This is a genomic window from Shewanella sp. Koi 1, from assembly GCF_052907445.1.
In genome coordinates this window covers 2,564,079-2,590,332 of the sequence record NZ_JBREJM010000001.1, presented here as the reverse complement: position 1 = coordinate 2,590,332, position 26,254 = coordinate 2,564,079, and the positions used below count along the sequence as shown (strand labels likewise).

Sequence of the window (26,254 nt, the reverse complement as noted above, 5' to 3'; positions counted from 1 at the left end):
ATGAACAGACGCGATTTTATTAAAGCCAACGCGGTGATCGCCGCGGCCGGTGCCGCAGGCTTAGCCTTGCCCGCGGGCGCAAGCAACTTAATTACCAGCTCAGAACAAACTAAACTCGAATGGAACAAAGCGCCTTGTCGTTTCTGCGGCACGGGTTGTTCCGTGATTGTTGCGACCCGTGACGGCAAAGTGGTTGCGACCCACGGTGATGCAAACAGCGAAGTGAACCGCGGCCTTAACTGTATTAAAGGTTACTTCCTGTCGAAAATTATGTATGGCAGCGATCGTTTGACCACGCCAATGCTCAGAATGACCGACGGCAAGTACGACAAGCACGGTGAATTTACTCCTATTAGCTGGGACAGCGCTTTTGATATCATGGCGCAAAAATGGAAAGAAACCCTCAAGACCAAAGGCCCTACCGCAGTTGGAATGTTTGGCTCGGGCCAATGGACCGTCTGGGAAGGCTACGCCGCGGTTAAGTTGATGAAGGCGGGCTTTGGCTCTAACAACATTGATCCGAATGCGCGTCACTGTATGGCGTCCGCCGTGGTGGGCTTTATGCGTACCTTCGGTATCGATGAGCCAATGGGCTGTTACGATGATATGGAAGCGGCCGATGCCTTTGTGCTGTGGGGTTCTAACATGGCCGAAATGCATCCGATTTTATGGACTCGGGTCACCGATCGCCGTTTAAGCGCATCCCATGTGAAGGTTGCAGTTTTATCGACGTTTGAGCATCGCTCCTTCGACTTAGCGGATTTACCTATTGTATTTACGCCGCAAACTGACTTAGCCATCCTGAACTTTATCGCCAACTACATCATTCAAAACGATAAAGTAAACTGGGACTTTGTGAAGAAGCACGTTAACTTCCGCCAAGGTACCACGGATATCGGCTATGGCTTACGTCCAACCCATCCGCTGGAGCAGAAAGCCAAAAACGTGAAAACGGCAGGGGATTCGACTCCGATTGATTTCGATACTTTTAAGGCCTTTGTCGCCGAATATACGGTGGAGAAGGTCAGCAAAATGTCGGGCGTACCTGAGGCTAAACTCATCGAGTTGGCCAAACTCTATGCCGATCCCGAGACTAAAGTCACCTCTTTCTGGACCATGGGCTTTAACCAACATACCCGCGGTGTGTGGTGTAACAATCTGATTTATAACATCCACTTACTGACAGGTAAGATTTCAACTCCCGGTAACAGCCCGTTCTCGTTAACTGGCCAACCTTCTGCCTGCGGTACGACGCGCGAAGTGGGAACCTTCTCCCACCGTTTACCCGCCGACATGGTGGTAACAAACCCTGAGCATCGAAAACACGCCGAAGAAATTTGGAAGATCCCCAGCGGTATTATTCCGCCAAAACCCGGTTATCACGCCGTCGAACAAAACCGCCGCTTAAAAGATGGCGACTTGAACTGCTATTGGGTGCAAGTGAACAATAATATGCAGGCTGGCCCGAACATCAATGAGGAAGGCTTACCTGGCTATCGCAATCCCGCCAACTTTATTGTGGTGTCCGATGCGTATCCCACTGTGACGACCCAAGCTGCGGACTTAATTCTGCCAACCGCGATGTGGGTTGAGAAAGAGGGCGCCTATGGTAATGCTGAGCGTCGCACTCAATTTTGGCATCAAATGGTGCAGGCGCCGGGTGAATCTCACTCGGATCTGTGGCAGTTGATGGAGTTCTCTAAGCGCTTTACGACCGACGAAGTCTGGCCGAAGGAAGTCTTGGCCGCTAATCCGCAATTTAAGGGCAAAACCCTATTTGAAGTGCTGTACAAAAACGGCAATGTCGATAAGTTCCCTCTGGCCGATACCGATCCTAAGTATTTGAACAACGAAGCGAAACATTTTGGCTTTTATGTCCAAAAAGGCCTGTTTGAAGAATACGCCACCTTTGGCCGTGGCCATGGTCACGATTTGGCCCCGTTTGATGCTTATCATGAAGCCCATGGTCTTCGCTGGCCCGTAGTTAATGGCAAAGAAACCCAATGGCGTTTCCGAGAAGGAGCCGATCCCTACGTTAAACCGGGTAAAGGCTTTGAATTTTATGGACATCCTGATGGCCGTGCGGTGATTTTTGCGCTGCCCTATGAGCCACCAGCAGAGTCTCCTGATGAAGAATTCGATATTTGGTTATCAACAGGTCGTGTGCTTGAACACTGGCATTCGGGCTCGATGACTCAACGCGTGCCAGAGCTTTACCGTGCCTTCCCCGATGCAGTGTGTTTTATGCACCCAGAAGATGCGAAAAAACGCGGTTTACGCCGTGGGGATGAAGTGCGCGTGGTGTCTCGCCGCGGTGAAATCAAAACCCGTGTCGAAACCCGTGGTCGTAACAAGCCGCCAGTGGGTCTGGTGTTTGTACCTTGGTTTGATGCCAGTCAGCTCATTAATAAAGTCACCTTGGATGCGACAGATCCACTGTCAAAACAAACCGACTTTAAGAAATGCGCTGTGAAAATCGTCAAGGTATAAGGAGTACAGGATGAAAACATTCAAATTAGTTTCAGCATTTAGTGCGCTTGCCTTTTCAGCCCTGATGATAACCAGTGTGACTGCAGCCAGTATTCCGGGGGATAAAATCGATACCTTACGCCAGGCGCCGATTAACGTTGAGCCAACACCGCCCGTGATGCAGGCGGTGCTGAACAAAGATATCAAAGAGGTGCGTAACTACCCGATGCAGCCACCCGTGATCCCACATAAGATCGATGGCTATCAGCTCGATCTTAAGGTCAATAAATGTATGGCGTGCCACGCAAGGCAACGCACGGGGGACTCCCAAGCGCCTATGGTCAGCGTGACTCACTATATGGATAGGGATAACAACTTCTTAGCTGAACTTTCGCCAAGACGTTACTTCTGCACTCAGTGCCATGTGCCGCAACTGGATGCCAAATTACTGGTCGAGAACGACTTTGTGGATATGGATCATCTGATTAAAGCCAACACTGAGCAGAAAACACACTAGGAGTCAGCATGTTAGATAAACTCAAAAAAATCTGGCAAGTTCTCAATCGTCCGAGTGTGCACTACAGTTTAGGGTTTTTAACCTTAGGTGGCTTTGTGGCGGGGGTGATCTTCTGGGGGGGCTTTAACACCGCGCTTGAAGCCACCAACAAAGAAGCCTTCTGTATCGGTTGCCACGAAATGGAAAATAACGTCTATCAAGAGTTACAGTCGACTATCCATTTCACTAACCGCAGTGGTGTGCGTGCGACTTGTCCTGACTGCCACGTGCCGCACAACTGGACCGATAAGATTGCCCGTAAGATGCAGGCATCGAAAGAAGTGTGGGGTAAAGTGTTTGGTACCATCAATACCCGCGAAAAGTTTGAGAATAAACGTCGCGAGCTGGCAGAACATGAATGGGAACGGTTAAAGGCAAACGACTCGCTTGAATGCCGTAACTGCCATAACTTTACCTACATGGACTTTACCAGACAGTCGCCACGCGCCGCCCAGATGCACTCGACATCCTTGGCCAGTGGTGAGAAAACCTGTATCGATTGTCATAAAGGGATTGCTCACCATCTTCCCGATATGGCAGGGGTTGAAGGCTTCTAAACTCGACTCACATTCCATCTCCAGCCAAAGGCCAAGTGCTCTCCACACTTGGCCTTTTTTATGGCGTAGATAAATCCGTATGTGGCATAGGCGGGATTTAGTTCGCTATCGCCTTTTCTGGCTTGTTTCACCATGGCGCGCTATCGGGGCTACTGACAATTAACTCTGCAAGCTGTAAGTAGACCAAATTTTAGTAATGGTACTTAGTTTCGAAAGGGCTCTGACATTTATAATGTGTCTAACGGGCTAGTTGTCCCCGCAAAATGTTGGCCAAGTACATGTGTATAGATTTGTGTGGTACTAACGTCGTTGTGGCCCAGTAACTCTTGAACACTTCTTATATCACGACCAGCTTGAAGCAAATGGGTTGCGAAGCTATGCCTAAACGTATGGCAGGTGACGCGTTTATTCATTTGAATATTACGCACGGCATTCCCGAGCGCTTTACGAATAACACTTTGATGTAAATGATGCCTGCAAAGTGTTCCTGTATAAGGATTGATACAGGTTGTACTAGAAGGGAAAATAAACATCCATCCGTGTTGCCTAAACGCATTGGGATACTTGCGTTCTAATGCATTTGGCTGAGATGGACCTATCCCTTGAAGGTTGTCATTCTGCTGAGTCTTAATAGCCTTTTCAATATATGTAGTGAGCTTTTCTGCGCATCTATGGCTGAGGATGGTTTGCCTATCTTTATGTCCTTTACCGTCTCTAACGGTCAGCGAAGCTCTCTCAATATCAATATCTTGGATACGTAACCTGAGGCATTCTGACACTCTTAGTCCACTACCATAGAGTAGTTCTATTATTAGCTTATCGCGACCATCAAGTTCATTTAGTATTAGTGAGATTTCTGATGGGGATAACACTGTCGGTAAATGTCTCTGTTTAGTGGCATAGCAAAAACCTAAATCCCCAAGCTCATGGTGCAAATGCTTCTGATACAAATAGGCTAACGCGTTAAGTGCAATTTTTTGTGTGTTGATGGCCACATTTCGTTGATTGGCAAGGAAGGTTAAAAATTGTGTCACTTCTTCCGTTCCCATTGTTTCAGGGTGACGCTTGCCGTGAAAGTTAATAAAGGCCTTGATCCAATACAGATAGGTTTTTTCCGTTCTAATACTGTAACCACGCATACGCATTTCTTCTTGAAGGCTGCTTAGAAATGGGCTTTTTAGACTCATGATGACCCTCGCCTTTAAATACTGTTGTTTTATACAGTATTATTTGAAATTCCAAGATATCAAGGAGAATAGTGAAAAAATTTTGCGCGTTTGTACATGAACAAATTCAGATTGTTTATGTTTATCAAAAAGTTATGTTTTTGCGATTTGAGATAATAGGTTTGGAAAACGCGCATGCGCGTTTTTACTGATGGTATATTTAACAGAATGCTGATAAGTTCTTTGCATACAGATAGTTAACAGTGCGCGTTTTCACTGGTCCAACGAGATAAACGCGCATGCGCACTAATAAAATGTTAGAGCATTTATGAAATACATACTACTTTTCACACTAATTTTAATTTCTGGGTGCGATACATTCTACGGTTTACGCCTACCTGTGAAACCAGCATATGAAGGGAGTTGGGATTGTGTATATGACAATATTGCTTCCATCAATCTTAAGGCTGAGCGACGTAACGAAAACCAACTATCAATATCCAGCAATGAAAACGGTAAGTATTTGTTTTCGGTAATGCCAAAATACGGAAACGAAATGGAGTTGTACTATATGCAAATGCATGCGGCTCCCAGCTGTGAAGAGACGGACGCTTCGCTTAAAAAAATGAAAGAGTTTTTGAAGTTAATGGAACAGCATTGCGGCTATAAGTCATTGTCCTACGAGGCAAGTATGGAATGCAGCTCTAACAAGGCAATGTAGCTCGCACCAGCAAGCTGGTGCTGGACAAATTTTCCGTGGCTCGTTTTGTGCTTTAACGCTACGCTAGCACAAAACAATCCACTCCAAATTTGCCGCTAATTGCGGCGTTAGGTTGCAAATGGACGATGTAACTCACCAATTCAGATTGTCGCGAACAGATCTAGTTGAATTTATAGCTTCAGAAACGAAGCAAAGGGAATTTGCCGGAGATGTTGCCTACGCAAATTATGCTGACGAATTTTACGAGTGGTGGTTTGAAGATTGGCACCCAGAGAGCCCAATATTTAAGAAAGCTTTTACCTCAAAGAGATTGAGATCCTCGAGGTTTTTACCAAAACTTGGCAAATATTTGACGCTGAGCTAGGTGAAAATCTGTCTATTGATGATCTTCTTGCAAATACAACGTGGGCTCATATTATGGGGCAAGCCAAGTTAACATTGAGTGCTCTTAACAATGCAACCTAACCAGTTGCTCAAGTTTACTCCGCCAGCCAAGGCTGGCTCCGTGGGACTGGCGCGTGGCGCCAGCCCCTTAGCAAAGCGTTAAGGTTCTTATGAGAAAGTTTCGAAATCTTCCAAAGAAAGAAAACAATCAGTTGTCGGAGAAGTTTTCGTTTCTTCTTAAGTACAATGAAGATTGCACGGAAGAAGATTTCTCATGGGCTGCCATAACAATTTTTGATCATTGGCTTTATGAAACTGACTCATTCAATATTATTGACGAAGCGACAAACGAGCAAAAACTAGAGTGGAATAAACGTATAAAAACGTTCTTATCCAAACTTTGCGACATAGAACAACCTATTCGGTATAAGTACGTAGGACGTAATACGAAGCAGCGTTTACAGTTCTCTCGTTATGTCGAAAGTCCAAAAGTAGGTGAATATGTCTCTAATTTGTTTGATGACGTGTATTGTCCAAACATAGTATTTTATGCATTAGGTGTAGACTTGTGGTTTGAAGATAATTGGACAATCCACTTTAAATACAAAAAACAAGAAGATTGCCTCAAAATGTTTAGTTTGGCAGCTGAAATGAACTTGTTTGTACTTCCGGCTTATAGTGCCGACCATTTAAATAAATACTCTGTACTGTCAAAGTATTTGAGTGAGCAGAACCTTAACAAGTTGCTCAAGCAGGACTCGTAACAGTTGGCTCGGTTCCGCTTCGCTTCACTTTTTAGCCAACAATTACTCGCCTCTTAGCAAGGCGTTATGGCTAAAGGGTTACTATGACAACAATAGTTAGTTGGAAAGAAATACAAGATACTGAATTTGATAATTTACTTTTAGGTAATGGGTTTAGTATGAATGTCTCTACTAGTTTTGGGTACGAGTCATTGCTCGATATATTTGATGGAAGACCTGTAGGTAGATATAGATGCACTAAAGACATCTTCGATAAACTGGAAACTAGCAACTTTGAAACGGTGTTGAAAGCTATCTATCATGCGTTGATAGTTAGTATTGATAACGAAGTTGCTTTAAATACATTATATTCTGACGTTAGAAGTGCTCTTATAAGTGCAGTGAAATCAATCCATCCTCAGTTCAATAGTGTACAAGTCAAAGATATAGCAAAAGAGCTTTGCTACTATAGAAATGTTTATACTACTAATTATGACTTGATTTTATACTGGGTTATTTTAAACGAGCTAAGTGACCGATTCGTAGACTTTTTTTGGGGATGTGACATGCCTTTTAACAAAAGTCATACAGAAGTCTTCTCTGGAAAAACGCCTATATACTACTTGCATGGAGCTCTACATTTAAAATCAAACATATATGGTCAATCGTATAAATCTAGAATTACACTAGATCACCCAGAAGATTTTTTTGATGACATTGGTACTGGAGAGTTCCCGTTGTTCATTTCAGAGGGACATTCTGATTTAAAACGTCAAAAAATCGATGAGAATAGCTATTTACGCTTCTGTTTCAATAGTTTAGAGCAGTCGAATGGTTCAATGCTTGTTTTTGGTCATGACTTACATGAAGACTTTGATAGGCACATTGTAGAAGCAATAAAGAACAGTCAGATCGATTTTGTAGCTGTTAGCGTATTTAGTCGTTTACCGGTTCTGCGGAAAAATAGCTTTGTAGCAAGAGTTCGCGAAGCTTTAGCTCCTATTGATGTTGTATTTTTTGAGTCTGATTCGCACCCATTTGGTGATCTCAGACAGTAGCCATAACAAGCAATTTAAGAGGGATTCACAACGCTTGGCATTTTTGCTTCTACTTCAAATTTAGTGTTTATGGCACAATGCTTTAGGTTGGGTGGAGGCGTTGTTCACCCCTTAATTGGGCGTTAGCATTCAATGTTAATTAGGTGTTTTTGTGCAAATAATTGAATATTTAAAATCTTTTAATAGAAAAGAACGTTTTCATCTTGTCGGTCAATTACTGGGCAATACCGAATTTAATCTTGATCCAAGTATATTACAGAAAATCCTCGACTTATTAGAGTTGGACACACCTCCATCCTATTTTTCTGCGATGGATTATCACTTAGATTGGATATACGCAAGTTTAGAACTCGCGTATGTTCATGGAAATGAACCTAGAACAAGAGATTCTCTACGCATCACTGCTACCCAGGAAGATGTCGACTTTTTATTGGCTTTTGAGGATGAATCTGGCAACACTCACATTATTATGATCGAAGCCAAAGGAGATACACCTTTTACTAACAATCAGCTCCAGAGTAAAGCTAATAGGTTACGTGCTATTTTTGGTGAAAATAATGAAAATTGGAGTAATGTTATTCCACACTTTTTAATATGCAGCCCAATTGAACCAAATCGAATTGAAATAGAGAATATTCCTTCTTTTATGCTTAGCAAGGATAACAGTAAACTTAATTGGTTTATACTCGATATGCCGTTAAATCAGAGAAAAGTCACTCGTTGTCATTTGGACGGAAAGGCATCGAAATATGGTAAATACTGGAAAGTGGATATACTAAGAAACTCAAAAAGCTAACAAACAGTTCAAGAGGGATTCAGCATGCGTGGCATTTTTGGTATGCGGTGGTTTTAGTGTTGAAGTGCTATGCAGTGGCTTGGTCATTGCGTGCTTCACCCCTTAACTGGGCGTTAGCAGTCTATAGATATGAGCAAATGCAAAGTATGTAACTGTGATCTTGGAGAAGTGCCAATGTGTTTTGTTGGCAACTCCCCAGCATTACTCATGGTTCCTGAGAATGAATATGGTAGGCGCGTCGAAGAAAATGCAGACCAATGTATTGTTGATGGCAAACATTTCTTCGTGAGAGGGCATATCGAGCTACCAGTCACTGATACAGGCGAGGTATTTATTTGGTCTGTTTGGGTTTCGGTTAGCGAACAGAGTTTTGATCAAATGTGTGAAAGCTGGGAATTGGAAGGTAGAGAAAAGGCAGAGCCATATTTCGGGTGGCTTATGACAAAGCTACCTTGCTATCCGGACACACTTCACCTCAAAACTAATGTTCAAATTCAACCGGTGGGTGTTGTTCCGCTTATTCAAATTCAGCCATCAGATCATCCGCTGTCAAATGAACAGCAGAATGGCATCACTATGGAGCGCGTGCATGAAATCGTTCATCAAGTCATGCAGCATTGAAAAACTGCTAACAAAGCCAAGCAGCATCGCCCCTTCGGAGCTGGACCTCGCTACGCTCGGCCGCTGTTGGCGGCGTTATGGAGATATCGTGAGTAAAACTTGGTCATTGGAAGATGTTACTATTATCGGTAAGGGGGCTCCATACACTTTTTATTTACCTTCAAGTTCTGTGATCAAGCAACTGAAAGAAGGAAATATTGTAAAGCTAATGTTTAAATGTGGTGTTGAAAATGAGCATGGTTGGACGGCTGAAAGGATGTGGGTAATTATTACTGAAGCTAACAATGGTTGCTATAAAGGTACCTTGGACAATGACCCAAGTTACATACCAGATATTAAATATCAGGATCTAGTTGAGTTTGAAGCTAAGCACATAATGCAAACCGACATAGAAGAAACTGAAGAAGATATTGTCGAAAAGTACCTACCCAGATGTTATGTAACTTCACAAGTATTAAAAGATGGGTTACCCGTTGGTCAATTGTATCGCGAGCCCCCATCAGAAGAGGAAGAGAATTATAGTGGCTGGACTTTATTTTCTGGTTTAGAAACTGAAGAGTACCTAAAAAATGGTGAAAATTGGAATTACGTATCTCTAGGTGCAGTTTTAAACCAATGTGATAGGTTTATTTCATTACTAGATATAGAAGACTATGAGCATGAGTATTCATGGGATAACTCCATATCTGCGTTTATCAAAATATAACGCGCCAAGTTAACGGGACAATTTTAAGCTGGCTCCCGTCGTTTCGCTCCTAACTTTAGCCAGTTTAAAATTTGCCCCTGCTTGGGGCGTTAGGAGACTAGACTAGTGGTTACATTTAGACCAGCTAAGGATTTAGCAAAAGCAGCATATTTTACTCTGTCGAATATGCAGCCATATTATGCACAATACGCTGTAGATTGGGATGAAGCTCAGATTGAGAAAATGACACAAGAGCTTGTGAACTTTGATATTTTATTTGAAGAAAAGCTTGTTGGTGTTGTTAGATTATCTTTTGACACTGAAGAGTGCTGGTTACGATATTTGCAAGTGGATCAGAGTTGCCAGAATCGTGGGATTGGCTCAATCGCTATTGCTGAGGCGGAACGTCTGGCTAAAGAACATGGCTCTCACATTTTGAAGCTTAAAGTGTTTAAAAATAGCCCTGCCGTTCATTTGTATAAGAGACAAGGGTTTGGTTTAACAAGTGAAGATGATCGGTTTTACTATATGAGCCGTGCCGTCTGCTAACCATCAAATTTTATCGCCAGCAAAAAGCGCTGGCGGTGACGTCAACCCGCAGGGCGGCTTTCCTTGCTAAATGTGGGCGTTAACCCATAGACATTTTTACCCGAAATTCACCTGATACAGCTGACGTCCTGATAAGCTTTTGTCCCTTTCCGCGCGCTCTTGCTTCGGCTTGTATGAAACTTCAATACGTGAGGCTGCTCTTTTCCTGACGCATTTTAGTGGCGAGTATTATTCTTGATAATTCAATACTTCATCTTTGCTGTGAAAGATTGGACGTATACGCCAAGTTAGGCCGAAACGTTATTTCTCACCCACAAAAAAGGCGCTATTGCGCCTTTTGGATGGATAAATCAGTACTCGATTAGGGTTTATCTTGCTCAACTTGGGTTGATTTATCGCGATTTTCAATCGCCGTATCCGCAGACTTATCGGCAGCGGGTGAGGAATTCGCGTGATTATCGGTCTTTAACTGTTTCTCTTTATCGTGCTGACCAAACTGTGGCAGTTTGAATTTGGCACTGTATTTCAGTGCGGCAAGATTGCTGGCAATCACACCGACCACCAAAATAATAATGATCCACACTTCTAAGCTCGACATGACAACTCCTTATTGAGCAACGCCCTGATTAATCAACGGCTAAACGCTGCTCACACTTACGAATATCTTCCGGCGTGTCAACTTCGATTGAGTCAAAGGCGCTGATGGCGACTTTGATCTTATGGCCATGTTCTAGGGCGCGTAGCTGCTCTAATTTTTCCAGATCTTCGAGACGACCTAAGGGGAGGGCAGCGAAGGCTTGCACGAATCTGCGGGTGTAAGCATACACACCTAAGTGCTTGTAAACTGGATAATCTTTGGTATCTCGGCCGAAGGGAATACGTGCGCGGGAGAAATACAGCGCGTAGTAGTCGTTATCGAAAACCATCTTCACATGCATAGGATCGTCGAGTTCGGCTTTGTTGACAATTTCATAGCCGAGGGTTGCCATTTCAAACTCGCCTGGGTGGCGTTCGAAGAGGCTGATCACTTGCTCGATGGAAGTCGGGTCGATTAGGGGTTGGTCGCCTTGAAGGTTGATGACCAGATCGTCATCCTTCAAACCTAATTGGTTAATCGCATCATTGATACGGTCTGTGCCCGATGCTGCATCAGGGCTGGTCATGACCACTTTGCCACCGAAGCCTTCTACGGCGCTTTTGATACGCTCATCATCGGTTGCAACATAAATATTGGTGAGGCCTTTGGCTAACGACGCGCGTTCGTACACGTGTTGGATCATCGGCTTGCCGTTAATCGGGGCTAAGGGCTTGCCCGGGAAGCGGCTTGAACCATAACGCGCCGGGATTAACAGAGTCACATTCATTAAATTTTATCCTACTTTATCAGAGATATGCAGTGTAGATAGACAAAAGGGCTCACAATGAGCCCTTGTCATCTGCTTGAGAGCTTAAATGCGACGGAACAGGGCAGTCAACATTTCGTCAGTGACTTTCTCTTCCCATGTTGGGCCGTACACGTTTGCCCATAATGGACCCATGCTCTTAGTCACGGCAACCATTTTCGCGATGGTTTCATCTGGCAGATCTTTACAGATGTTCTTTGGCAGAGTGATGTTGTGTTTCTTCATCATCTGACGGAATTCAGCTACACCTTCTGGGTAGAATTCTTCTAACACGTCGAAGGCGATACAGTTACCGATACCATGGTGGTAGCCGAGGATGTAAGACAGACCATAAGATACCGCGTGGCATGCACCCACTTGGCTGTAAGCGATACTCATACCGCCCATAAATGACGCCATCATCAGCTTGTCGTCTTTTTCTGGGTGATCTTCTAAGTACACTTGGCGGCAAAGCTCCATGGCTTTTTCGGCGTATGACTTAGAGAATTCGTTTAAGAAGGTACCTTCTAATGATTCAACGCAGTGGATATAGCAATCCATACCTGTGTAGAACCATTGGTCAGTTTCAACACCTTCGATTAACTCAGAGTCCATGATGATTTGGTCGAACACTGTGTAATCTGAGTTCAGACCCAGTTTACGCACTGGACCACACAATACTGCGGTGCGTGACGCTTCAGCACCCGTACCTGAAATCGTTGGAATACCAATGTGGTGAACCGCTGGGTTTTTGATTAAATCCCAACCTTGGTACATGGCAGAGCCGCCTGGGTTGGTCAGCATCAGTGATACTGCTTTTGCGACGTCCATGGTTGAACCGCCACCTAAACCGACGACGCTAACCGGTTGTTTGCCGTTGAAGGCTTGAACTTGCTCGGTCAGGGTGTCGATTTGCACTGTGCTTGGCTCATCATCTACGTTAACCCAAATCAGTAAGTCTTGGGCTTTCACTGGGATGCGTGCTTCGAGTGGTTTGCCTTGGTGAACGTCATCGACTAAAAATACCACGAAGTCATCGTCGGCCTTACGCTGAGCAGCTAATACTTCGTCTAATTGTGCGAAGGAGCCACGACCGAAGATCATCTTTTCAACTACTTTAAAATTTTTAAAACTCATTGCAAAAACTCCCGTTTAATTATTGGGCAAATGCTTTCTTAATGTTTTCAATACGCTCGGCAATCTGAGCATCGGTCCAAGACAATTTAATGAGCATGGAAATAGTGCGGCTCATAATGGCATCAGATTTCGGCACAGAAATTTGAGTATAGTCAGGTCTGTCGGCGATTAATGTGATTGGCAACGCAGCAGGGGCCTTAAGCTCCTGAATGTGTTTCCAGTTTTTCAGATAATGCCAGTTGTTCACGTACCAGTAGAAGCAACCGTCAACGCCATTCTCAGCCAGTTTTTTGCTGATCTCTTGGGTACGAGCCTCTGTTGGTAACATAAAGCTTAAGAAGCCAGCTGAATCACCCTCTGGATCGGGGATTTCGCGGAAGCTGACTTCAGGAATGCTCGCCATGGCTTCTTTAATGGCTTTTTTGTTTTTACGTTGAATGTCGATAATGGTATCGAGTTTACGTAACTGGGCTAAACCTAAGGCCGCGTTCATTTCAGAGATACGGAAGTTCAGACCCATAATTGGGTGTGACTCGGCGCCACGGTCTTTACCAATATGGTCATGGCCGTGATCGGAGAACATATGGGCGTGATCGTAGATTTCGGTGTTATTGGTGATCACCGCGCCGCCTTCACCACAGGTGATGGTTTTAACAGAATCGAAAGAGTAACAACCTACATCACCGATAGTACCTAGGGCTTGGCCCTTGTAGCTGCCACCAATGGCTTGGCAAGCATCTTCTAACAATACGATGTTGTGTTTAGCGCAGACGGCTTTGATTTCGTCCATCTTGGCCATAGAGCCACACATATGTACTAAGTTCACCGCTTTAGTACGTGGGGTGATCGCCGCTTCAATGCCTTCTGGTGATAGACACAGTGTCTCGTCGATTTCGGCAAAAATTGGTACTGCACCGGCCATGAAAATCGCTTCTACAGAAGCAACAAAGGTAAAAGGTGGCACGATAACTTCGTCGCCAGCACCAATGCCTGCCGCCATTAAGGCTGTTTGCAGCGCAGCAGTACCGCTAGATAAGAGGTGAGCATGCTTAACATTCATTTTCTCGCAGAGCAGTTGCTCCATATCGCGAGTCTTCCAGCGATCATTACGCATATGGTCGAAGTTATAACGGAAGGTAAAGCCGTGCTCCATCACATCGGCGACTTCTTGCTTTTCTTCTGGACCAAATAATTCAAAACCGGGCATGGAAGGTATCTCCTTAGAATTTGTGGCGCATGGTCGCGCTGCAATTAACTGGCGGATTATAACTGGGCTAAAGATCCCTTGCGATGTTTTATTGATGAAAATAAGCTCATGTTGACGTTTCGAGCTTAGATTTTGCTCACTTAACACTGTGTTATTGCATGTGTTCGTGCTTGTTAGCCTTTGCGAGCCGTTGTATTCGTGGCATGGGAGTCCATTAAGCGAGGTGCAGCTCGAGGCTTAGCCGATTGGTTGAGATGAGCTGCGCCATTCAGAGCAATAAGGTGAGTGTGGAATTATCTTGGCGACAAGTTAAATCAGGCGGATGGAGCTTGTATGTGGCGTGCAATAGATATTGGCATGCATTAAAACAAAAAACCTGCACGGGGCAGGCTTTTTGCGGCGCTTATGGCGCGTTTCACTCAAATCGAATTAAATCTTTTGCGCGCGGTCGACAGTCACATCAAGGTCGGTTAACAGACCATTATCGATACCGTAAATCCAGCCGTGGATCGCCAGTTCTTGGCCGCGAGCCCAAGCTTCCTGCACGATTGTGCTGCTGGTGACGTTGGCCACTTGCTCAATTACGTTGAGTTCACACAGACGGTCGAAACGCTTGGCATCATCCATTTGCATTAATTCATCCTGATGAAGACGGTAAACATCACGCAAATGACCGAGCCAATTGTCGATAAGACCTAAGCGTTGATTCCCCATGGCGGCACGTACACCACCACAGCCGTAATGGCCTACCACCATAATGTGCTTCACCTTAAGCACATCGATGGCGTATTGCAGAACTGATAGGCAGTTAAGATCGGTGTGGATCACCATGTTGGCAATATTGCGGTGAACGAAGACTTCGCCCGGCATTAAATCGATGATTTGGTTTGAAGGTACTCGGCTGTCGGAACAACCAATCCAAAGATATTCAGGGTTCTGCTGTTTCGCCAGCTGTTCAAAAAAATCAGGGTGCTCTTGGCGAATGCGTCCGGCCCAGCGGCGGTTGTTATCGAATAAGGGTTTGAGTAGTTTCATTTTAACCTATTGTTTTATTGACATATTAAAATGTCTTTATTGCCCTAAGTGATGCAAGCAGCACATTTGTAGCAAGAGTATACCAGTAAATTTACGCTTGCTGGTCTATCCAATGTGCCACAGTGTAGTGACACATTGATGATAGGTGCGCCTTTACAATACCTTCGCTAAAAACTGAGTTAAATGCTCAGTGACAAACTCGGCTTGCTCTAGGCTGGAAATATGCCCAGCGTTAGGAATATGCACTAATTGACTGCCGTCGATGGCATCGCTCATCAGGTAACTTTCGAGCACGCTGCGGGCCTTGTCTTCAACCCCGACCATGACTAAGCAGGGCAGAGTCAATTGCTCGGCAAATTCCATGGTATCGCGGCGGCCAAAAATCATTCGGCCAAGCTTAACTATGCTCGGGATGGTCTCTGGCGTTTGCGCGGCTAAGTAGGCTTCAAAGCGTTGTACTAATTCGGGATTATTCGCTTTGGCATTATCGGCGAAAAACAGTGGCGAAATGGCGCTGATGAGCGGCGCAGGTATGCTGCCGGCAGCTTGGATCGTGTCCAGCATGCCATAATATTTAGCGCGGGTGATCTCTGGCTCAAACCCAATAAAACTGTCGAGCATCACCAGTGCATTGACGCGCGCGGGGGCTTTAAGCACGAGCTCGGCGCCCCACATGGCACCCACGGATAAACCGATAATCGCAAATTGCTCGATATTGAGGCTATCCATCAGGGTTAGCATATGCTCGCTGATGTCTAAGAGGCTGTTGCAGCTTTCTGGAACTGCGCCCGATTGGCCGTGTCCCCAGAGTTCGGGCACGATGCAGCGATACTGTTGACTTAAGCTGGCAATTTGCGGCGCCCACATGGCGCTATCCCAGAGGTAACTGTGGCCAAATAACAGCGCAGGGCCTAAACCTATATCGAGGTAACTGAGTTGGCTACCGGCGATGTTGAGTTGTTTTCTGTGTGAAGAAAAATCCATAAAACCTACTTATAAAGATAAGCGCCGAGTGTAAGGCGCCATCAAGTTGTATGAATTGCGACACCTTAAGGCTTCGCAATTCGATGTACATATTCCGCCACAAGCACAGGTAAACGGGCGAGCACCGCTTCTTTAAGCAACATATCGCTGCGCTCGATAACCTGCGCTAAGGCCTGCACCTCAAATTGGGGTAACAGGGTTTGAGACACGGGAAAATAGCTGATATGCCAAGGCTCGGCGCTGACGGCGCTTTTACCGCGCTGAAAAGGAAAATAAAACCCAAAATCCTTGGCGTGCTGGAGTAGCCACTGGTGCAAGTGGGCGCAGGGGCCGCCATCAGTGTATTCGGCTTCGACTAACCGTAGGGATTTCACCTCGATTTGTTTGGCATCAAACACATCGATATCCGTACCCCAGTGATGGCGTGACGCGCCAGGCAGTGCCGACCAGAGCAAAATCAAATCGACTAATGCATCATCGCTCAGTGGACTGATATCCACGGGCTGTTCGTTGATATCCAGCACTACACGCTTACCGCTGGCCTTGGCGTTCCAAATGGCGAGTTGCCTGTCAAAAGGCCGATAGGCCGAGCAAATCGCGAGGGCTATCCCATCTTTGGCGGCGCTGTCCGCCATCGCCTTAAAGGCAAGGGCGGTTTGAGCCTCCAGCATGAAGCGTGTTTCGCTCGGGTGATGGGGACTGAGCAGTTCGACTAGCTTCAGCTTATCCGCTGACTCTTGTGTTACAGCAGCGGATAAGTCGGTATGTAAGCCCGTGTCTAAACCGCTTGTGACCCCACTCTCTATCCCATAAAGCTGGGCGGTGTTGGTTAAGCGTGGCGTGGCGTTTAACACAGTAACTGTTCCAAAATCACTTCGTAGCACAGGGCTAACTGCTCGAGATCGTCGATTTTCACGCACTCGTTCACTTTATGGATAGTGGCGTTCACTGGACCGAGTTCCAACACTTTGGCGCCCGTTGGTGCAATAAAGCGTCCATCAGAGGTGCCGCCCGTGGTTTGCGGATCGGTATCATAGCCAGTGATCTGACGTATAGCATGGCGAGTCGCGTCTAACAGTGGGCCTTCGCCGGTTAAAAATGGCAGACCGTTGAAGGTCCAGCTGATGTCATAATCCAGTTCGTGAGCGGTTAATAAGGCTTCCACGCGCTCGATTAATATCTCGGCGGTCACTTCGGTCGAATAACGGAAGTTAAACATCACCTCTAGGGTGCCTGGGATCACGTTCGATGCGCCCGTACCGCCATTAATATTGGCGATTTGCATGCTGGTGGGCGGGAAGAATTCGTTGCCATTATCCCAATGGGTTTGGCTTAACTCGGCTAAAAACGGCGCGGCTTTGTGGATTGGGTTATCCGCAAGGTGCGGATAGGCCACATGGCCCTGAATGCCCTTAACGGTTAAGTTGGCGGTCAGGCTGCCACGGCGCCCATTTTTGACCACATCACCGAGTTTTAGGGTCGATGAGGGTTCGCCCACCAGCGCCCAAGTGATTTTTTCATTACGGGCTTCTAGGGTGTCGATAACCCGTGTGGTGCCATTGATAAAGGGGCCTTCTTCATCGCTAGTGATCAAAAACGCAATCGAGCCGGGATGATTTGGGTGCTTAGCCACAAAACGCTCGGTCGCGACGATCATCGCCGCCAGTGAGCCTTTCATGTCTGCCGCGCCGCGGCCATAGAGATAACCGTCAATAATGGTTGGCTCAAAAGGCGGGGTATGCCAGCGGCTTAAATCGCCTGCGGGCACTACATCGGTATGGCCGGCAAAACAAAATACTGGGCCTTCATTACCGCGACGCGCCCACATATTGGTGGTGTCTTCAAAGACCATGGGCTCAATATTAAAGCCAATGGCGGCAAGACGTTCGGCCATCAGGGTTTGGCAGCCTTCATCCAGCGGGGTGACCGAAGGACGGGCGATTAATTCTTTAGTCAGTTCGGTAACTGGGTGGGTGTTCGAAGCGTGCGTCATAGGGAAAAGGCCTTCTTATATTCGGCTTCGTTAAAGCCCACCAGCACTTGTTCACCCACAACCAGCACTGGGCGCTTGATCAGCGTCGGGTGAGTGAGCATCAGTTGAATGGCTTTGGCTTGGTCGATATTGGCCTTATCTACATCACTCAAGGCGCGAAAACTGGTACTGCGTTTGTTAAAGACAGTTTCCCATCCTGCAATTTGACACCAATGCTGAAGATCCTTTTCTGCTAATCCATCTTCCCTAAAGTCATGGAAGTTGACCGAAAGTTGATGGGTTTCAATCCATTTACGTGCTTTACGCACTGTATCGCAATTTTTAATACCAAAAAGGGTCAAGATGATGCTCCTATCGAGGGGCGCCGTTGGCACGCATTGATTTTGCTCGCATTGTGGCATTGTGCGTTAGATGCCACAAGGGGGTTATCGTATTGTGTGGTCATCAATTGCAGCCGATGCAGCCAATGGCAAAGGATTTTTCAGCACAAGTGCTTAAGCGTCACTTAAGTATTGGCTTCTAGCCTAAGTATTGAACCTGAGCATTGAGCCTAAATCGACAAGGGGATCGCTATGAATATCAGTGCAAGCAGCCCAATGTTAGCGCATAGCTATGCTGCCAACCGTTCGTCTTCACCCACTACGTTACCCGCTCAGCCTGCGCCAGCCAAGGTGGAAGAGGTGAGTGAGTCCGCCAAGGAGCGCGCCCGTGAGGCGAGTCAAGGCGAATCGATTGATACCTACGCGTAACAGAGTGTGAAGCCAATAGATAAAAGCCGAGCAGTTGCTCGGCTTTGTGTTTTAGGAAGCAATGCTAATCAAAACATGTGGTTGATTAGAAGTTCATCTCTACCGCTAAATAATATTCACGTCCAACAACGTTGTAGTAAGAACGTGGGTAATGTGGCCAAGAGTTTTGGGTTTCATCAATCTCAGGGCCTGCATCGAAGATATTATTAATCCCGCCGGAGAACTTAATCGCATCGGTTAACATATAGCTGGCGGCCCAGTTCACTTCGACATGGCTATCGATAGTGACGGCATATTTATCCGCTAACCCATTGTTAATGAATGCCTCTTTACGCTGGCCATTCATGCTGTCGGTGTACTTGATTAGCAGGTTGGTCGCGAAGTCATCGTAGTTCCAACCCAGATTTAAGTTACCACGGATTTGCGGGGCAGAGCCGTCACCATCGATCAGATCTAAAGGCTCTGAATCTGGGGTTAATTGCTCCTCCCACTTCAGCAAATAGGTGCCTTCCAAGCGGGCGGTGACATCGCCGTAGCCTGAAGTCTCATAGCGATAGCCTACCGAGAAGTCGATACCCGAGGTTTCTTGGGATGACATGTTGATGGCTTGAGTATTCACTTGAATTAACTTGCCGCTTGCATCGCGGAAAATCTTATCGGCGAAGGCGTCAGAGTGATCCAAGATATACTGGGCGCTTGGGCTATTGACTAGGTTATCGATTTCAACAATCCAGTAGTCCAAGGTTAAATTGAGATCGTTATAATCCCACACCATGCCGAGGTTATAGTTTTTACCGGTTTCCGCTTCAAGTTCTGGGTTTGCACCGATAGTAATTGGTAGTGAGTCAATCTTCTCACAGGCTGGGCCCGTGCCACCCGCGGCCTCACAGGTTGGAGTGTCGATCACTGTGCTATAGGCTGCCGTTGGCTCACCAAATAAGCGCTGCATGTCTGGCGCTCGGAAGGTTTCTGCATACAGACCGCGTAACAACAGATTATCAATCGGACGATACTCGACTGCGACTTGTGGGCTGAATTGACCGCCGACATCGGATAAATCGTCATAGTAGTCGTAACGGCCCGCAAGGGTGACGGTGAGGTTTTCAATCACAGGCACGGCGACTTCGGCATAACCTGCGTATTGCTCACGTTCACCTTGAGCGCTGCTGCCGCCTTTACCAATCACGCCACCATTGCTGGTAAAGCTATCGGACTTATCGTAGAACCATTCTTTACCGTATTCGACGCCCACGGCATAAGCCACTGTACCTGCTGGTAATTCAAAGGCTTCGCCACTGATCCCCGCGTTAAAGCTCGACAGGGTAGATTGCCCCTTCTTGCCACCTTGGAAATCCAGCATTGCGGCATCGTCCGGTGAAATCACATCCAGTAGCGAATTGCCGTTTGTGCCTGCGGTGAGGTAATTCCACATGCTTTGGTAGGTGGGTGAGCCTGCGGTGGTGGAATCTACCGTTTGGCGCGCAATCGACCACGAGGTGTCGTACTCGATAGTATCAGTGAGGTAACCTTTGCTGCCTAATAAGAAGGAGAAGTTATTGGTCTCAAAATCAGAGGTGCGTGGACCTAGCTCAGACATACGGCGAGTGTAGTAATAGTCCCCATCGGCAGCGCCGGCAAAATCTCCGCCGAAGGCAGTATTTTTATCGAACACTTGGGATAAGCCATTGAGCTCATCGACGATAGTGACGTTATCGCCCGACACGTTAAACATAAAATCGTCGCCCACAGTGGCCGATTCAATTTCTGTGTAGGTCGAGGCATGGGTGTAATCGAGGCGCGAATACAGCTGATGATTGTCGTTTAAGTCTTTGGTGAGGTTAATCATGGTGGAGTAGCGCTTTTGCTCAGGCGAAAAGTCGCGCTGTGCGGAGCGATCGAAACCACATTTGCCATTGGACATCATCACATAGCCGCGCGCATCACATTCGGCGGCGCTTAAGCTCTTGAGTAATTTGCCATTGCTATCCACAAGGTTGGCGCCATAGGAGCTGTAACCAGCATAATAGTTACCCGGGATAATATCTGTGCCCCATTCAGGGCGATCTGAGGCTTTTAATGCTTGGCGATCTTCATATTCGGCGAAGAAGGTCAGGTTTGCTTTATCGCTGCTGACACCCGTCATAAAGGAGAACTGGTTGTTCTGCAGGCCGCCATCGAAGGTATCTGAATGGCGGTATTTGAAGGTGCTTTGTTCAACGTCTTTTTTCAAGATGATGTTGATTACACCGCCCATCGCATCGGAGCCGTAAATGGCCGAGGCGCCCGTGGTTAAAATTTCAATACGCTCAATCGCCCCTAATGGAATGTTGGCGGTATCGACAAAGCTGTCGGTGCCGCCGGCGCCAAAGGGATATTTAGGTACACGTTTACCGTTGATCAGCGTCAGCACTCGTCCAGCGCCCACACCACGCAGGTTGACGGCCGATGCCGCAGGGGTAAAGCCGTGCACTTCCTGCTGAGTCATCGAACCACCGGAGTTTTGCGACAGGTTGCCTAACACGTCTTGCACTGAGTTAAAGCCACCTTTTTCGATATCTGCGGCGCTCACCACCACGATAGGGGAGGCATTTTCAAGATCGGTACGTTTAATGCGTGAACCCGTGACCTCAATACGCTCCACTTTATCATCGATAACGGCCGCTTCATCGGCGGCAAATACTTGCGGTGTCACCGAGGCGGAGACCAAAGCGAGTAAACTAAAACGAACCGCACGCGCCACGGTTGTTTGCGTAGTCATATTTTCATTCCCTTAACAATGCCATGACGATCAGGAAGGGTTTCATCACGGCTTATATTTATTTGCAACTGCCCTCCATAGTCGGAAAATTATCATTAACAACTTTAATATCAACAGCTTAATTGTTGTGCGCATGATGCCTAAATGTTGTGTTTGTAAAAGCGGGGAGGCTAATTAAGTGTGAGGGGAAATAAAGAATGGCGGCACGGTATGTGCTATGGCGTGGTTGTATCTCAATGTAACGAAACATTGTCTTTACAATGTCAATTTGCATCCTAGGTCTTTAGTTTGGTTGAGTTTTAGATTCTGTGAGCTGAATCAAGTTGGGATAAAAGTGGTGGATTGGAAGTATCTTATTAACTGTTGAAAAATAGCGCATTATTGCCGCAGCTTTAGGGATTTAACAAACCTTAACAGGTAAGCAAATAGCGTGTTTGCATACTATGGCTTATTTTACTGTCGGAATGTGTGCCCACTGTGTGGTGTAGCGGGGGGAGAGTTGGTTACGCTTCATGCTCCAATTTGCATTAAGTCCTTGACCTGCAAATTGGATCTTGGCTTTACCGCTGTGATTAACGCTATCCAGTAGGTTCATTAAGGCTCTACTTTTTGGCTGTGGTTTGACTTCATCAAATAATCCTAGTTGAAACACACCTGGCGCATAAAAATCCCCCAGCATGACGCCCGCCTTGGCATAGGCATATCCTTCACGCCAAAGCCTAGACAAGAGCCGCTGCGCTAATGCGATAAAATCGCGGGTATCGTCACTGGGATAAGTTAAATTGCCTGTGAGCACCTGACTGTACTGGGGTTGATGTTCAGTGAAATAACTGGTCCGAATAAATACGGATAGGGTACGTGCAAATTGACCCTCAACACGCAGTTTTTCGCAGGCTCGACAGGTGTAATCATTGATGGCCTGCTGCATTGCTGTGAGGTGGGTAATGCGTTCACCAAAAGAGCGAGAACTGACGATTTGCTGTTTTGTCGCCACAAGTTGTTGAATATCATCACAGGCAATACCGTTTAGCTCATGCACCGTTCGCTCGACTGTGACCGAGAAGCTGTCTCGGATGAGCTTAGGTGGGGCATCGGCGAGCTGTAGGGCGGTATGTATACCCATAAGCTTTAAACGTTGCGCAATTTTTCGGCCAATCCCCCATACCTCATCAATTGGCGTCAAGGCCATTAATCGCCGTTGGCGTTCCGTCGTGCGTAAATCGACAACACCTTGAGTCATGGGATATTTTTTAGCGGCATAATTGGCGAGTTTGGCTAAGGTTTTACTAGGACCTATGCCGACACAGACACTGATCCCAATCCATTGTTGGATCCGTTGGCGAATATCCGCGGCTAACTGAGTGATATCTTGGCATCTATCGAGCCGAGACAAATCTAAAAAAGCCTCATCAATTGAGTAAACTTCTACCCTTGGCACCATATGCTCGAGAGTGGTCATCACTCGATTTGAAATATCGGCATAAAGTGCATAGTTGGAGGAAAATACCGCTATATTATGGGCGCGGATCATGTCCATCACCTGATACACGGGGACGGCCATTTTTATGCCTAATTGCTTTGCCTCCAATGAGCGCGCAACCACGCAACCATCGTTATTGGAAAGCACAACAATGGGTTTGCCTTGAAGATCGGGGCGAAACAAGCGTTCGCAGGAAGCGTAGAAGTTATTGCAATCGACGAGGGCAAATAGCGTAGCAGTCATTTGAATTTCTTCACCACACAGGTGACAACACCAAATAGGTTTAGCTCGGAATCATGGTGGATGTTAATGGCTTTAAATGCCGGATTACGGGGTATTAATTGCACTATTGGACGTAACTGCAATTGTTTAACGGTAAACTCACCATCGACGGATGCGACCACAATATCACCGTGCGTAGCCTGTAATGCTCTGTCCACCACTAATATGTCGCCACTCGAAATGCCCGCATCGGCCATTGAGTCTCCCTGTACCTTCACAAAAAATGTTGCCGTGGGGTGTTTAATACAAAGTTCATTGAGATCGAGTGAATGCTCAATGTAATCATGGGCAGGAGAAGGAAATCCAGCCGCAACGGAGGAGCTAAAAAGTGGATACTGTGTTTGTGTGAGCATATGAATAATGAAAATCAAAATACTGTATATAAAAACAGTATAACGTATTTTGATGACTTGTCGAAAGTGTGTTGAGTAAGACGACAGGCAAACGTTGACGTCGCACAATCAGATGCAAAGGAATAGTAAGCACGACGTGGGGGATGACTTTAGGTCACAACCTTCTAATTCACTTACGTTAACGCATGGGGTTGTTCGCTAAGTTGGTTGCGGCACTCCTTTGCCGCAATTTAGAGTCTCGTTTGGCTCATAAAACTAGGGTTATTTTCCTATACCTCAAAGGCTTAGCTTATCCAGTCCAATAACTGCCACCAGAGGTAGTCCAGCGGCATCAGCACTAGTAAGGTGATCAGCGCTAAGGGTAAGGTGACTTTCAGCAGATGGGCGAGAGACTCCTGAGATAGTTGCATCGCCAAAATCAGCGGCGGCGCTTGATAGGGGAAAATCACCGTCGAAAAGCCGATCACTTGGGTCATCAATACCGCAGGGAGAGAAAACCCTGTCGCATTCGCTAAGTCGGCAGCCATTGGGGTTAATACCGTGGGTACGCCAGGCACGGTTGCCACTAATCCAGTTAAGGTCGATATCAGTGATAAGGACATAAAGTTGAGGAAGGAGGCGCCTTGTGACAAGGGAAGGTATTGACTGAATACTTGGCCGAGTTCGCTGCCAAGCCCAGATTGATTGACTAAGACGCCTAGTCCGAGTGCGGCGGCAACAAAGATAACCGTCGAAAAATCAACCGATTGATTAAAACGCTTTGGCTCAATAATGCCCCATTTCGGCAGTAAGAGGATGATGGCGGTCGTTAGCCCCACCCATGCTGGATTTATCCCATGCCATGAGTCAGTTATCCAAAATAACAGGGTGATGATGAGTAACACCCCGAGTTTAACTTGCTTGACCACATCATACGCTTCGATATCCGTCGCTGCTGCCATCTGGGTTTTATCTATCTTGGCCGGAAACAAATACACCACGAGTGCTACTATGATGGCCGATTTGAGCAGACCTAAAATCGGAAAGTGTAGAAACAGATATTCTGCATAGCCAAAATGCACGTTAAACAGATTTTCGCTCGCACCAGCCAAAATCATGTTGGGAATATTGGCGGGCAGTACCGCAAGGCTTGGCATATTACAGGCGAGTGCTAGGGCGGTGGCTATGCCTATTCTGCCATTGCTACCGCGGCTAAACCCGAGCTGCTCGGCCAAGGCCATACCGATGGGCAGCATCACAACCGCGCGCCCCACGGAGGATGGCATCACAAATCCCAGTAACATCGCGCTGATGACCAGTCCTGCAATCATGCGTGGATAACTCATGGTTAACGCGGGGGCGATAAGGGCGGCGAGGCGACGACTTAATCCCGACTCTGAAATGGCGCTGCCAATCACAAATCCGGAGATAATTAACCACACCGCCGCCGAACCGAATCCCGAGAACAGCGCACTGGGATCGATCAGTTTAAAAATGGTGGCCAAGGCAAAAAAGATCAGCCCCGCCATAAAGGGCGGAATAAAACCCGTGCTCCAAAACAGCAGGGTAATGAGTACGACCGATGCGCTGTAGGAAAAAAGTGCCGGGTGCTGCTTGAGTGGAAACATAGCCAACAAAACGGCGACGAACATGGCGCTAAAGATCAGCCATTTTTTAATACTTAACTTACCCATAGGGATCACCTTAATATTGCGGGCATTGATATTGCGGCCTAAGATAGCCCAGTTGGTATGGCGTTTTAAGGTGGTAATGTGTCAGATGTTATTTCTAAAGCGACAATGTTGGCGCCCAGCCAATTTGCGTTCACGTTAGACGCAAATCGTCCCGTATTGAGTAATGCGCGCAATCTCGAGGCCGAAATGGGCGTTGAACCCCATTCTCACCCACGGGGGCAGTTACTTTGGGCGGCAAAAGGGATTTTACGGGTACAGAGCGACAATGCGGTTTGGGTGGTGCCATCGACCCATGCCGTGTGGCTCCCCAGTGGTTGCCGACATCAAATTAACTGTGAAACCCATGCCCATCTTCGCAACTTGTATATCGATCCCAGTTATCGCGTTAGAGTGCAGGACACGCAGGTGGTGATGGTTACTATGACGCCGCTAATGCGCGAAATGGTGCTGAAGCTATGTCAAAACACTTCGATGGAACCCGCAAAATATTTCCGCTTGGGCTTAAGTGCCATTGACGAGCTAGATACACTCGACGGTGTGAACACCTATTTGAATGCGGGCTCGGATCCGCGTCTTGGCCGAGTGATCCAACTGTTGATCAAAAAACCGCAGGCGGAGTATACCTTGGCCGAATTAGCCCAAGGCGCGGGGGCGAGTATCAGAACCATAGAACGACTCTTTAAAGCCGAAACCGGACAGACCTATAGACAATGGCGCCAAAGGTACCGATTACTCAACTCCCTTGAGCGGTTAACCCAAGGGGAGAGCACAACAAGCGTAGCCCATAGTCTGGGGTATTTGAGTGTCAGTAGCTTTAGTGCAGCATTTAAAGCTTTATTTGGTTGCACGCCTCAGGAATACGCCCAAAAAAGCGTGCAAACCACGCGGTAGTATTACCAATCTTAAATCAAATAGC

At 46.6% G+C, this 26,254-nt stretch carries 26 protein-coding genes; 12 read left to right on the top strand and 14 right to left on the bottom strand.

Annotated features, from left to right (window positions below; genetic code table 11):
- The 3 genes from napA to ACUZ8J_RS11390 are packed head-to-tail and all read left to right on the top strand — an operon-like array spanning position 1 to position 3,582.
- Positions 1-2,490 (top strand): nitrate reductase catalytic subunit NapA, encoded by a 2,490-nt coding sequence (gene napA, locus ACUZ8J_RS11400; protein ID WP_446693888.1) that lies wholly within the window; start codon positions 1-3, stop codon positions 2,488-2,490.
- Positions 2,491-2,500: 10 nt separating this feature from the next.
- Positions 2,501-2,986: a nitrate reductase cytochrome c-type subunit gene (locus tag ACUZ8J_RS11395; protein ID WP_446693887.1), complete on the top strand. Its 486-nt coding sequence runs from the start codon at positions 2,501-2,503 to the stop codon at positions 2,984-2,986.
- A gap of 8 nt (positions 2,987-2,994) precedes the next feature.
- The gene (locus ACUZ8J_RS11390; protein ID WP_011626281.1) at positions 2,995-3,582 is read left to right on the top strand and encodes a cytochrome c3 family protein; all 588 of its coding nucleotides are present in this window, start codon (positions 2,995-2,997) and stop codon (positions 3,580-3,582) included.
- 227 nt (positions 3,583-3,809) lie between these two features.
- Here the strand turns inward: ACUZ8J_RS11390 and ACUZ8J_RS11385 are convergent, their stop codons facing one another.
- The gene (locus ACUZ8J_RS11385; RefSeq protein ID WP_446693886.1) at positions 3,810-4,769 is read right to left on the bottom strand and encodes an integron integrase; all 960 of its coding nucleotides are present in this window, start codon (positions 4,767-4,769) and stop codon (positions 3,810-3,812) included.
- 307 nt (positions 4,770-5,076) lie between these two features.
- Here ACUZ8J_RS11385 and ACUZ8J_RS11380 point away from each other — a divergent pair, with 307 nt between their 5' ends.
- The 7 genes from ACUZ8J_RS11380 (at position 5,077) to ACUZ8J_RS11350 (ending at position 10,305) form a co-directional block, all read left to right on the top strand.
- Positions 5,077-5,469: a hypothetical protein gene (locus tag ACUZ8J_RS11380; protein ID WP_446693885.1), complete on the top strand. Its 393-nt coding sequence runs from the start codon at positions 5,077-5,079 to the stop codon at positions 5,467-5,469.
- A gap of 554 nt (positions 5,470-6,023) precedes the next feature.
- Positions 6,024-6,617 carry a hypothetical protein gene (locus ACUZ8J_RS11375; RefSeq protein WP_446693884.1) on the top strand — a complete coding sequence of 198 codons (594 nt, stop codon included), beginning with the start codon at positions 6,024-6,026 and terminating at the stop codon, positions 6,615-6,617.
- 83 nt (positions 6,618-6,700) lie between these two features.
- Positions 6,701-7,654, top strand: coding sequence for a DUF4917 family protein (locus ACUZ8J_RS11370; RefSeq protein ID WP_337839571.1), 954 nt, complete (start codon positions 6,701-6,703; stop codon positions 7,652-7,654).
- A gap of 151 nt (positions 7,655-7,805) precedes the next feature.
- Entirely contained in the window at positions 7,806-8,450 is a 645-nt protein-coding gene (locus tag ACUZ8J_RS11365) for a hypothetical protein (RefSeq protein WP_446693883.1), read from the top strand.
- A 129-nt stretch (positions 8,451-8,579) separates the two neighbouring features.
- On the top strand, positions 8,580-9,071 hold the full coding sequence (locus ACUZ8J_RS11360) for a DUF2199 domain-containing protein (RefSeq protein WP_446693882.1): 492 nt from the start codon (positions 8,580-8,582) through the stop codon (positions 9,069-9,071).
- Between the two features lie 88 nt (positions 9,072-9,159).
- Positions 9,160-9,777 (top strand): immunity protein Imm33 domain-containing protein, encoded by a 618-nt coding sequence (locus ACUZ8J_RS11355; RefSeq protein ID WP_248968900.1) that lies wholly within the window; start codon positions 9,160-9,162, stop codon positions 9,775-9,777.
- Between the two features lie 105 nt (positions 9,778-9,882).
- Entirely contained in the window at positions 9,883-10,305 is a 423-nt protein-coding gene (locus ACUZ8J_RS11350) for a GNAT family N-acetyltransferase (RefSeq protein ID WP_446693881.1), read from the top strand.
- A gap of 361 nt (positions 10,306-10,666) precedes the next feature.
- On the opposite strand, the gene ACUZ8J_RS11345 is transcribed toward ACUZ8J_RS11350, so the two are convergent.
- The 9 genes from ACUZ8J_RS11345 to ACUZ8J_RS11305 form a co-directional block, all read right to left on the bottom strand.
- Positions 10,667-10,903: a DUF2897 family protein gene (locus tag ACUZ8J_RS11345; RefSeq protein ID WP_374916924.1), complete on the bottom strand. Its 237-nt coding sequence runs from the start codon at positions 10,901-10,903 to the stop codon at positions 10,667-10,669.
- A 28-nt stretch (positions 10,904-10,931) separates the two neighbouring features.
- The gene (kdsB, locus tag ACUZ8J_RS11340; RefSeq protein ID WP_011622622.1) at positions 10,932-11,669 is read right to left on the bottom strand and encodes an 8-amino-3,8-dideoxy-manno-octulosonate cytidylyltransferase KdsB; all 738 of its coding nucleotides are present in this window, start codon (positions 11,667-11,669) and stop codon (positions 10,932-10,934) included.
- Positions 11,670-11,753: 84 nt separating this feature from the next.
- Entirely contained in the window at positions 11,754-12,824 is a 1,071-nt protein-coding gene (gene kdnB, locus ACUZ8J_RS11335; RefSeq protein ID WP_262251000.1) for a 3-deoxy-alpha-D-manno-octulosonate 8-oxidase KdnB, read from the bottom strand.
- 19 nt (positions 12,825-12,843) lie between these two features.
- Positions 12,844-14,031, bottom strand: coding sequence for an 8-amino-3,8-dideoxy-alpha-D-manno-octulosonate transaminase KdnA (gene kdnA / locus ACUZ8J_RS11330; protein WP_446693880.1), 1,188 nt, complete (start codon positions 14,029-14,031; stop codon positions 12,844-12,846).
- A gap of 429 nt (positions 14,032-14,460) precedes the next feature.
- On the bottom strand, positions 14,461-15,066 hold the full coding sequence (can, locus tag ACUZ8J_RS11325; RefSeq protein WP_086903490.1) for a carbonate dehydratase: 606 nt from the start codon (positions 15,064-15,066) through the stop codon (positions 14,461-14,463).
- Positions 15,067-15,219: 153 nt separating this feature from the next.
- Complete coding sequence (locus ACUZ8J_RS11320) at positions 15,220-16,050, bottom strand: alpha/beta fold hydrolase (RefSeq protein ID WP_446693879.1); 831 nt, start codon at positions 16,048-16,050, stop codon at positions 15,220-15,222.
- A gap of 65 nt (positions 16,051-16,115) precedes the next feature.
- Positions 16,116-16,904, bottom strand: a complete 789-nt coding sequence (locus tag ACUZ8J_RS11315) for a M15 family metallopeptidase (RefSeq protein ID WP_446693878.1) — start codon at positions 16,902-16,904, stop codon at positions 16,116-16,118.
- Positions 16,898-18,043: a succinyl-diaminopimelate desuccinylase gene (dapE, locus tag ACUZ8J_RS11310; RefSeq protein ID WP_011626270.1), complete on the bottom strand. Its 1,146-nt coding sequence runs from the start codon at positions 18,041-18,043 to the stop codon at positions 16,898-16,900. Before dapE ends, ACUZ8J_RS11315 begins: the two co-directional genes overlap by 7 nt.
- Positions 18,040-18,444: an ArsC family reductase gene (locus ACUZ8J_RS11305; RefSeq protein ID WP_446693877.1), complete on the bottom strand. Its 405-nt coding sequence runs from the start codon at positions 18,442-18,444 to the stop codon at positions 18,040-18,042. Before ACUZ8J_RS11305 ends, dapE begins: the two co-directional genes overlap by 4 nt.
- 171 nt (positions 18,445-18,615) lie before the next feature.
- On the opposite strand from ACUZ8J_RS11305, the gene ACUZ8J_RS11300 reads away from it, so the two are divergent.
- The gene (locus tag ACUZ8J_RS11300) at positions 18,616-18,792 is read left to right on the top strand and encodes a hypothetical protein (RefSeq protein WP_446693876.1); all 177 of its coding nucleotides are present in this window, start codon (positions 18,616-18,618) and stop codon (positions 18,790-18,792) included.
- Positions 18,793-18,877: 85 nt separating this feature from the next.
- On the opposite strand, the gene ACUZ8J_RS11295 is transcribed toward ACUZ8J_RS11300, so the two are convergent.
- The 4 genes from ACUZ8J_RS11295 to ACUZ8J_RS11280 form a co-directional block, all read right to left on the bottom strand.
- Positions 18,878-21,550 carry a TonB-dependent receptor plug domain-containing protein gene (locus ACUZ8J_RS11295; protein WP_109285935.1) on the bottom strand — a complete coding sequence of 891 codons (2,673 nt, stop codon included), beginning with the start codon at positions 21,548-21,550 and terminating at the stop codon, positions 18,878-18,880.
- Positions 21,551-21,998: 448 nt separating this feature from the next.
- Complete coding sequence (gene umuC / locus ACUZ8J_RS11290; protein ID WP_446693875.1) at positions 21,999-23,273, bottom strand: translesion error-prone DNA polymerase V subunit UmuC; 1,275 nt, start codon at positions 23,271-23,273, stop codon at positions 21,999-22,001.
- Positions 23,270-23,665 (bottom strand): translesion error-prone DNA polymerase V autoproteolytic subunit, encoded by a 396-nt coding sequence (gene umuD / locus ACUZ8J_RS11285; RefSeq protein WP_446693874.1) that lies wholly within the window; start codon positions 23,663-23,665, stop codon positions 23,270-23,272. The genes umuC and umuD overlap by 4 nt, the downstream gene beginning before the upstream one ends.
- A 284-nt stretch (positions 23,666-23,949) precedes the next feature.
- Positions 23,950-25,338, bottom strand: a complete 1,389-nt coding sequence (locus tag ACUZ8J_RS11280; protein ID WP_446693873.1) for an SLC13 family permease — start codon at positions 25,336-25,338, stop codon at positions 23,950-23,952.
- 78 nt (positions 25,339-25,416) lie between these two features.
- Here ACUZ8J_RS11280 and ACUZ8J_RS11275 point away from each other — a divergent pair, with 78 nt between their 5' ends.
- A complete protein-coding gene (locus ACUZ8J_RS11275) occupies positions 25,417-26,229 on the top strand; it encodes an AraC family transcriptional regulator (protein ID WP_446693872.1) in 813 nt (270 codons plus the stop codon).
- The last annotated feature ends 25 nt before the right edge of the window (positions 26,230-26,254 follow it).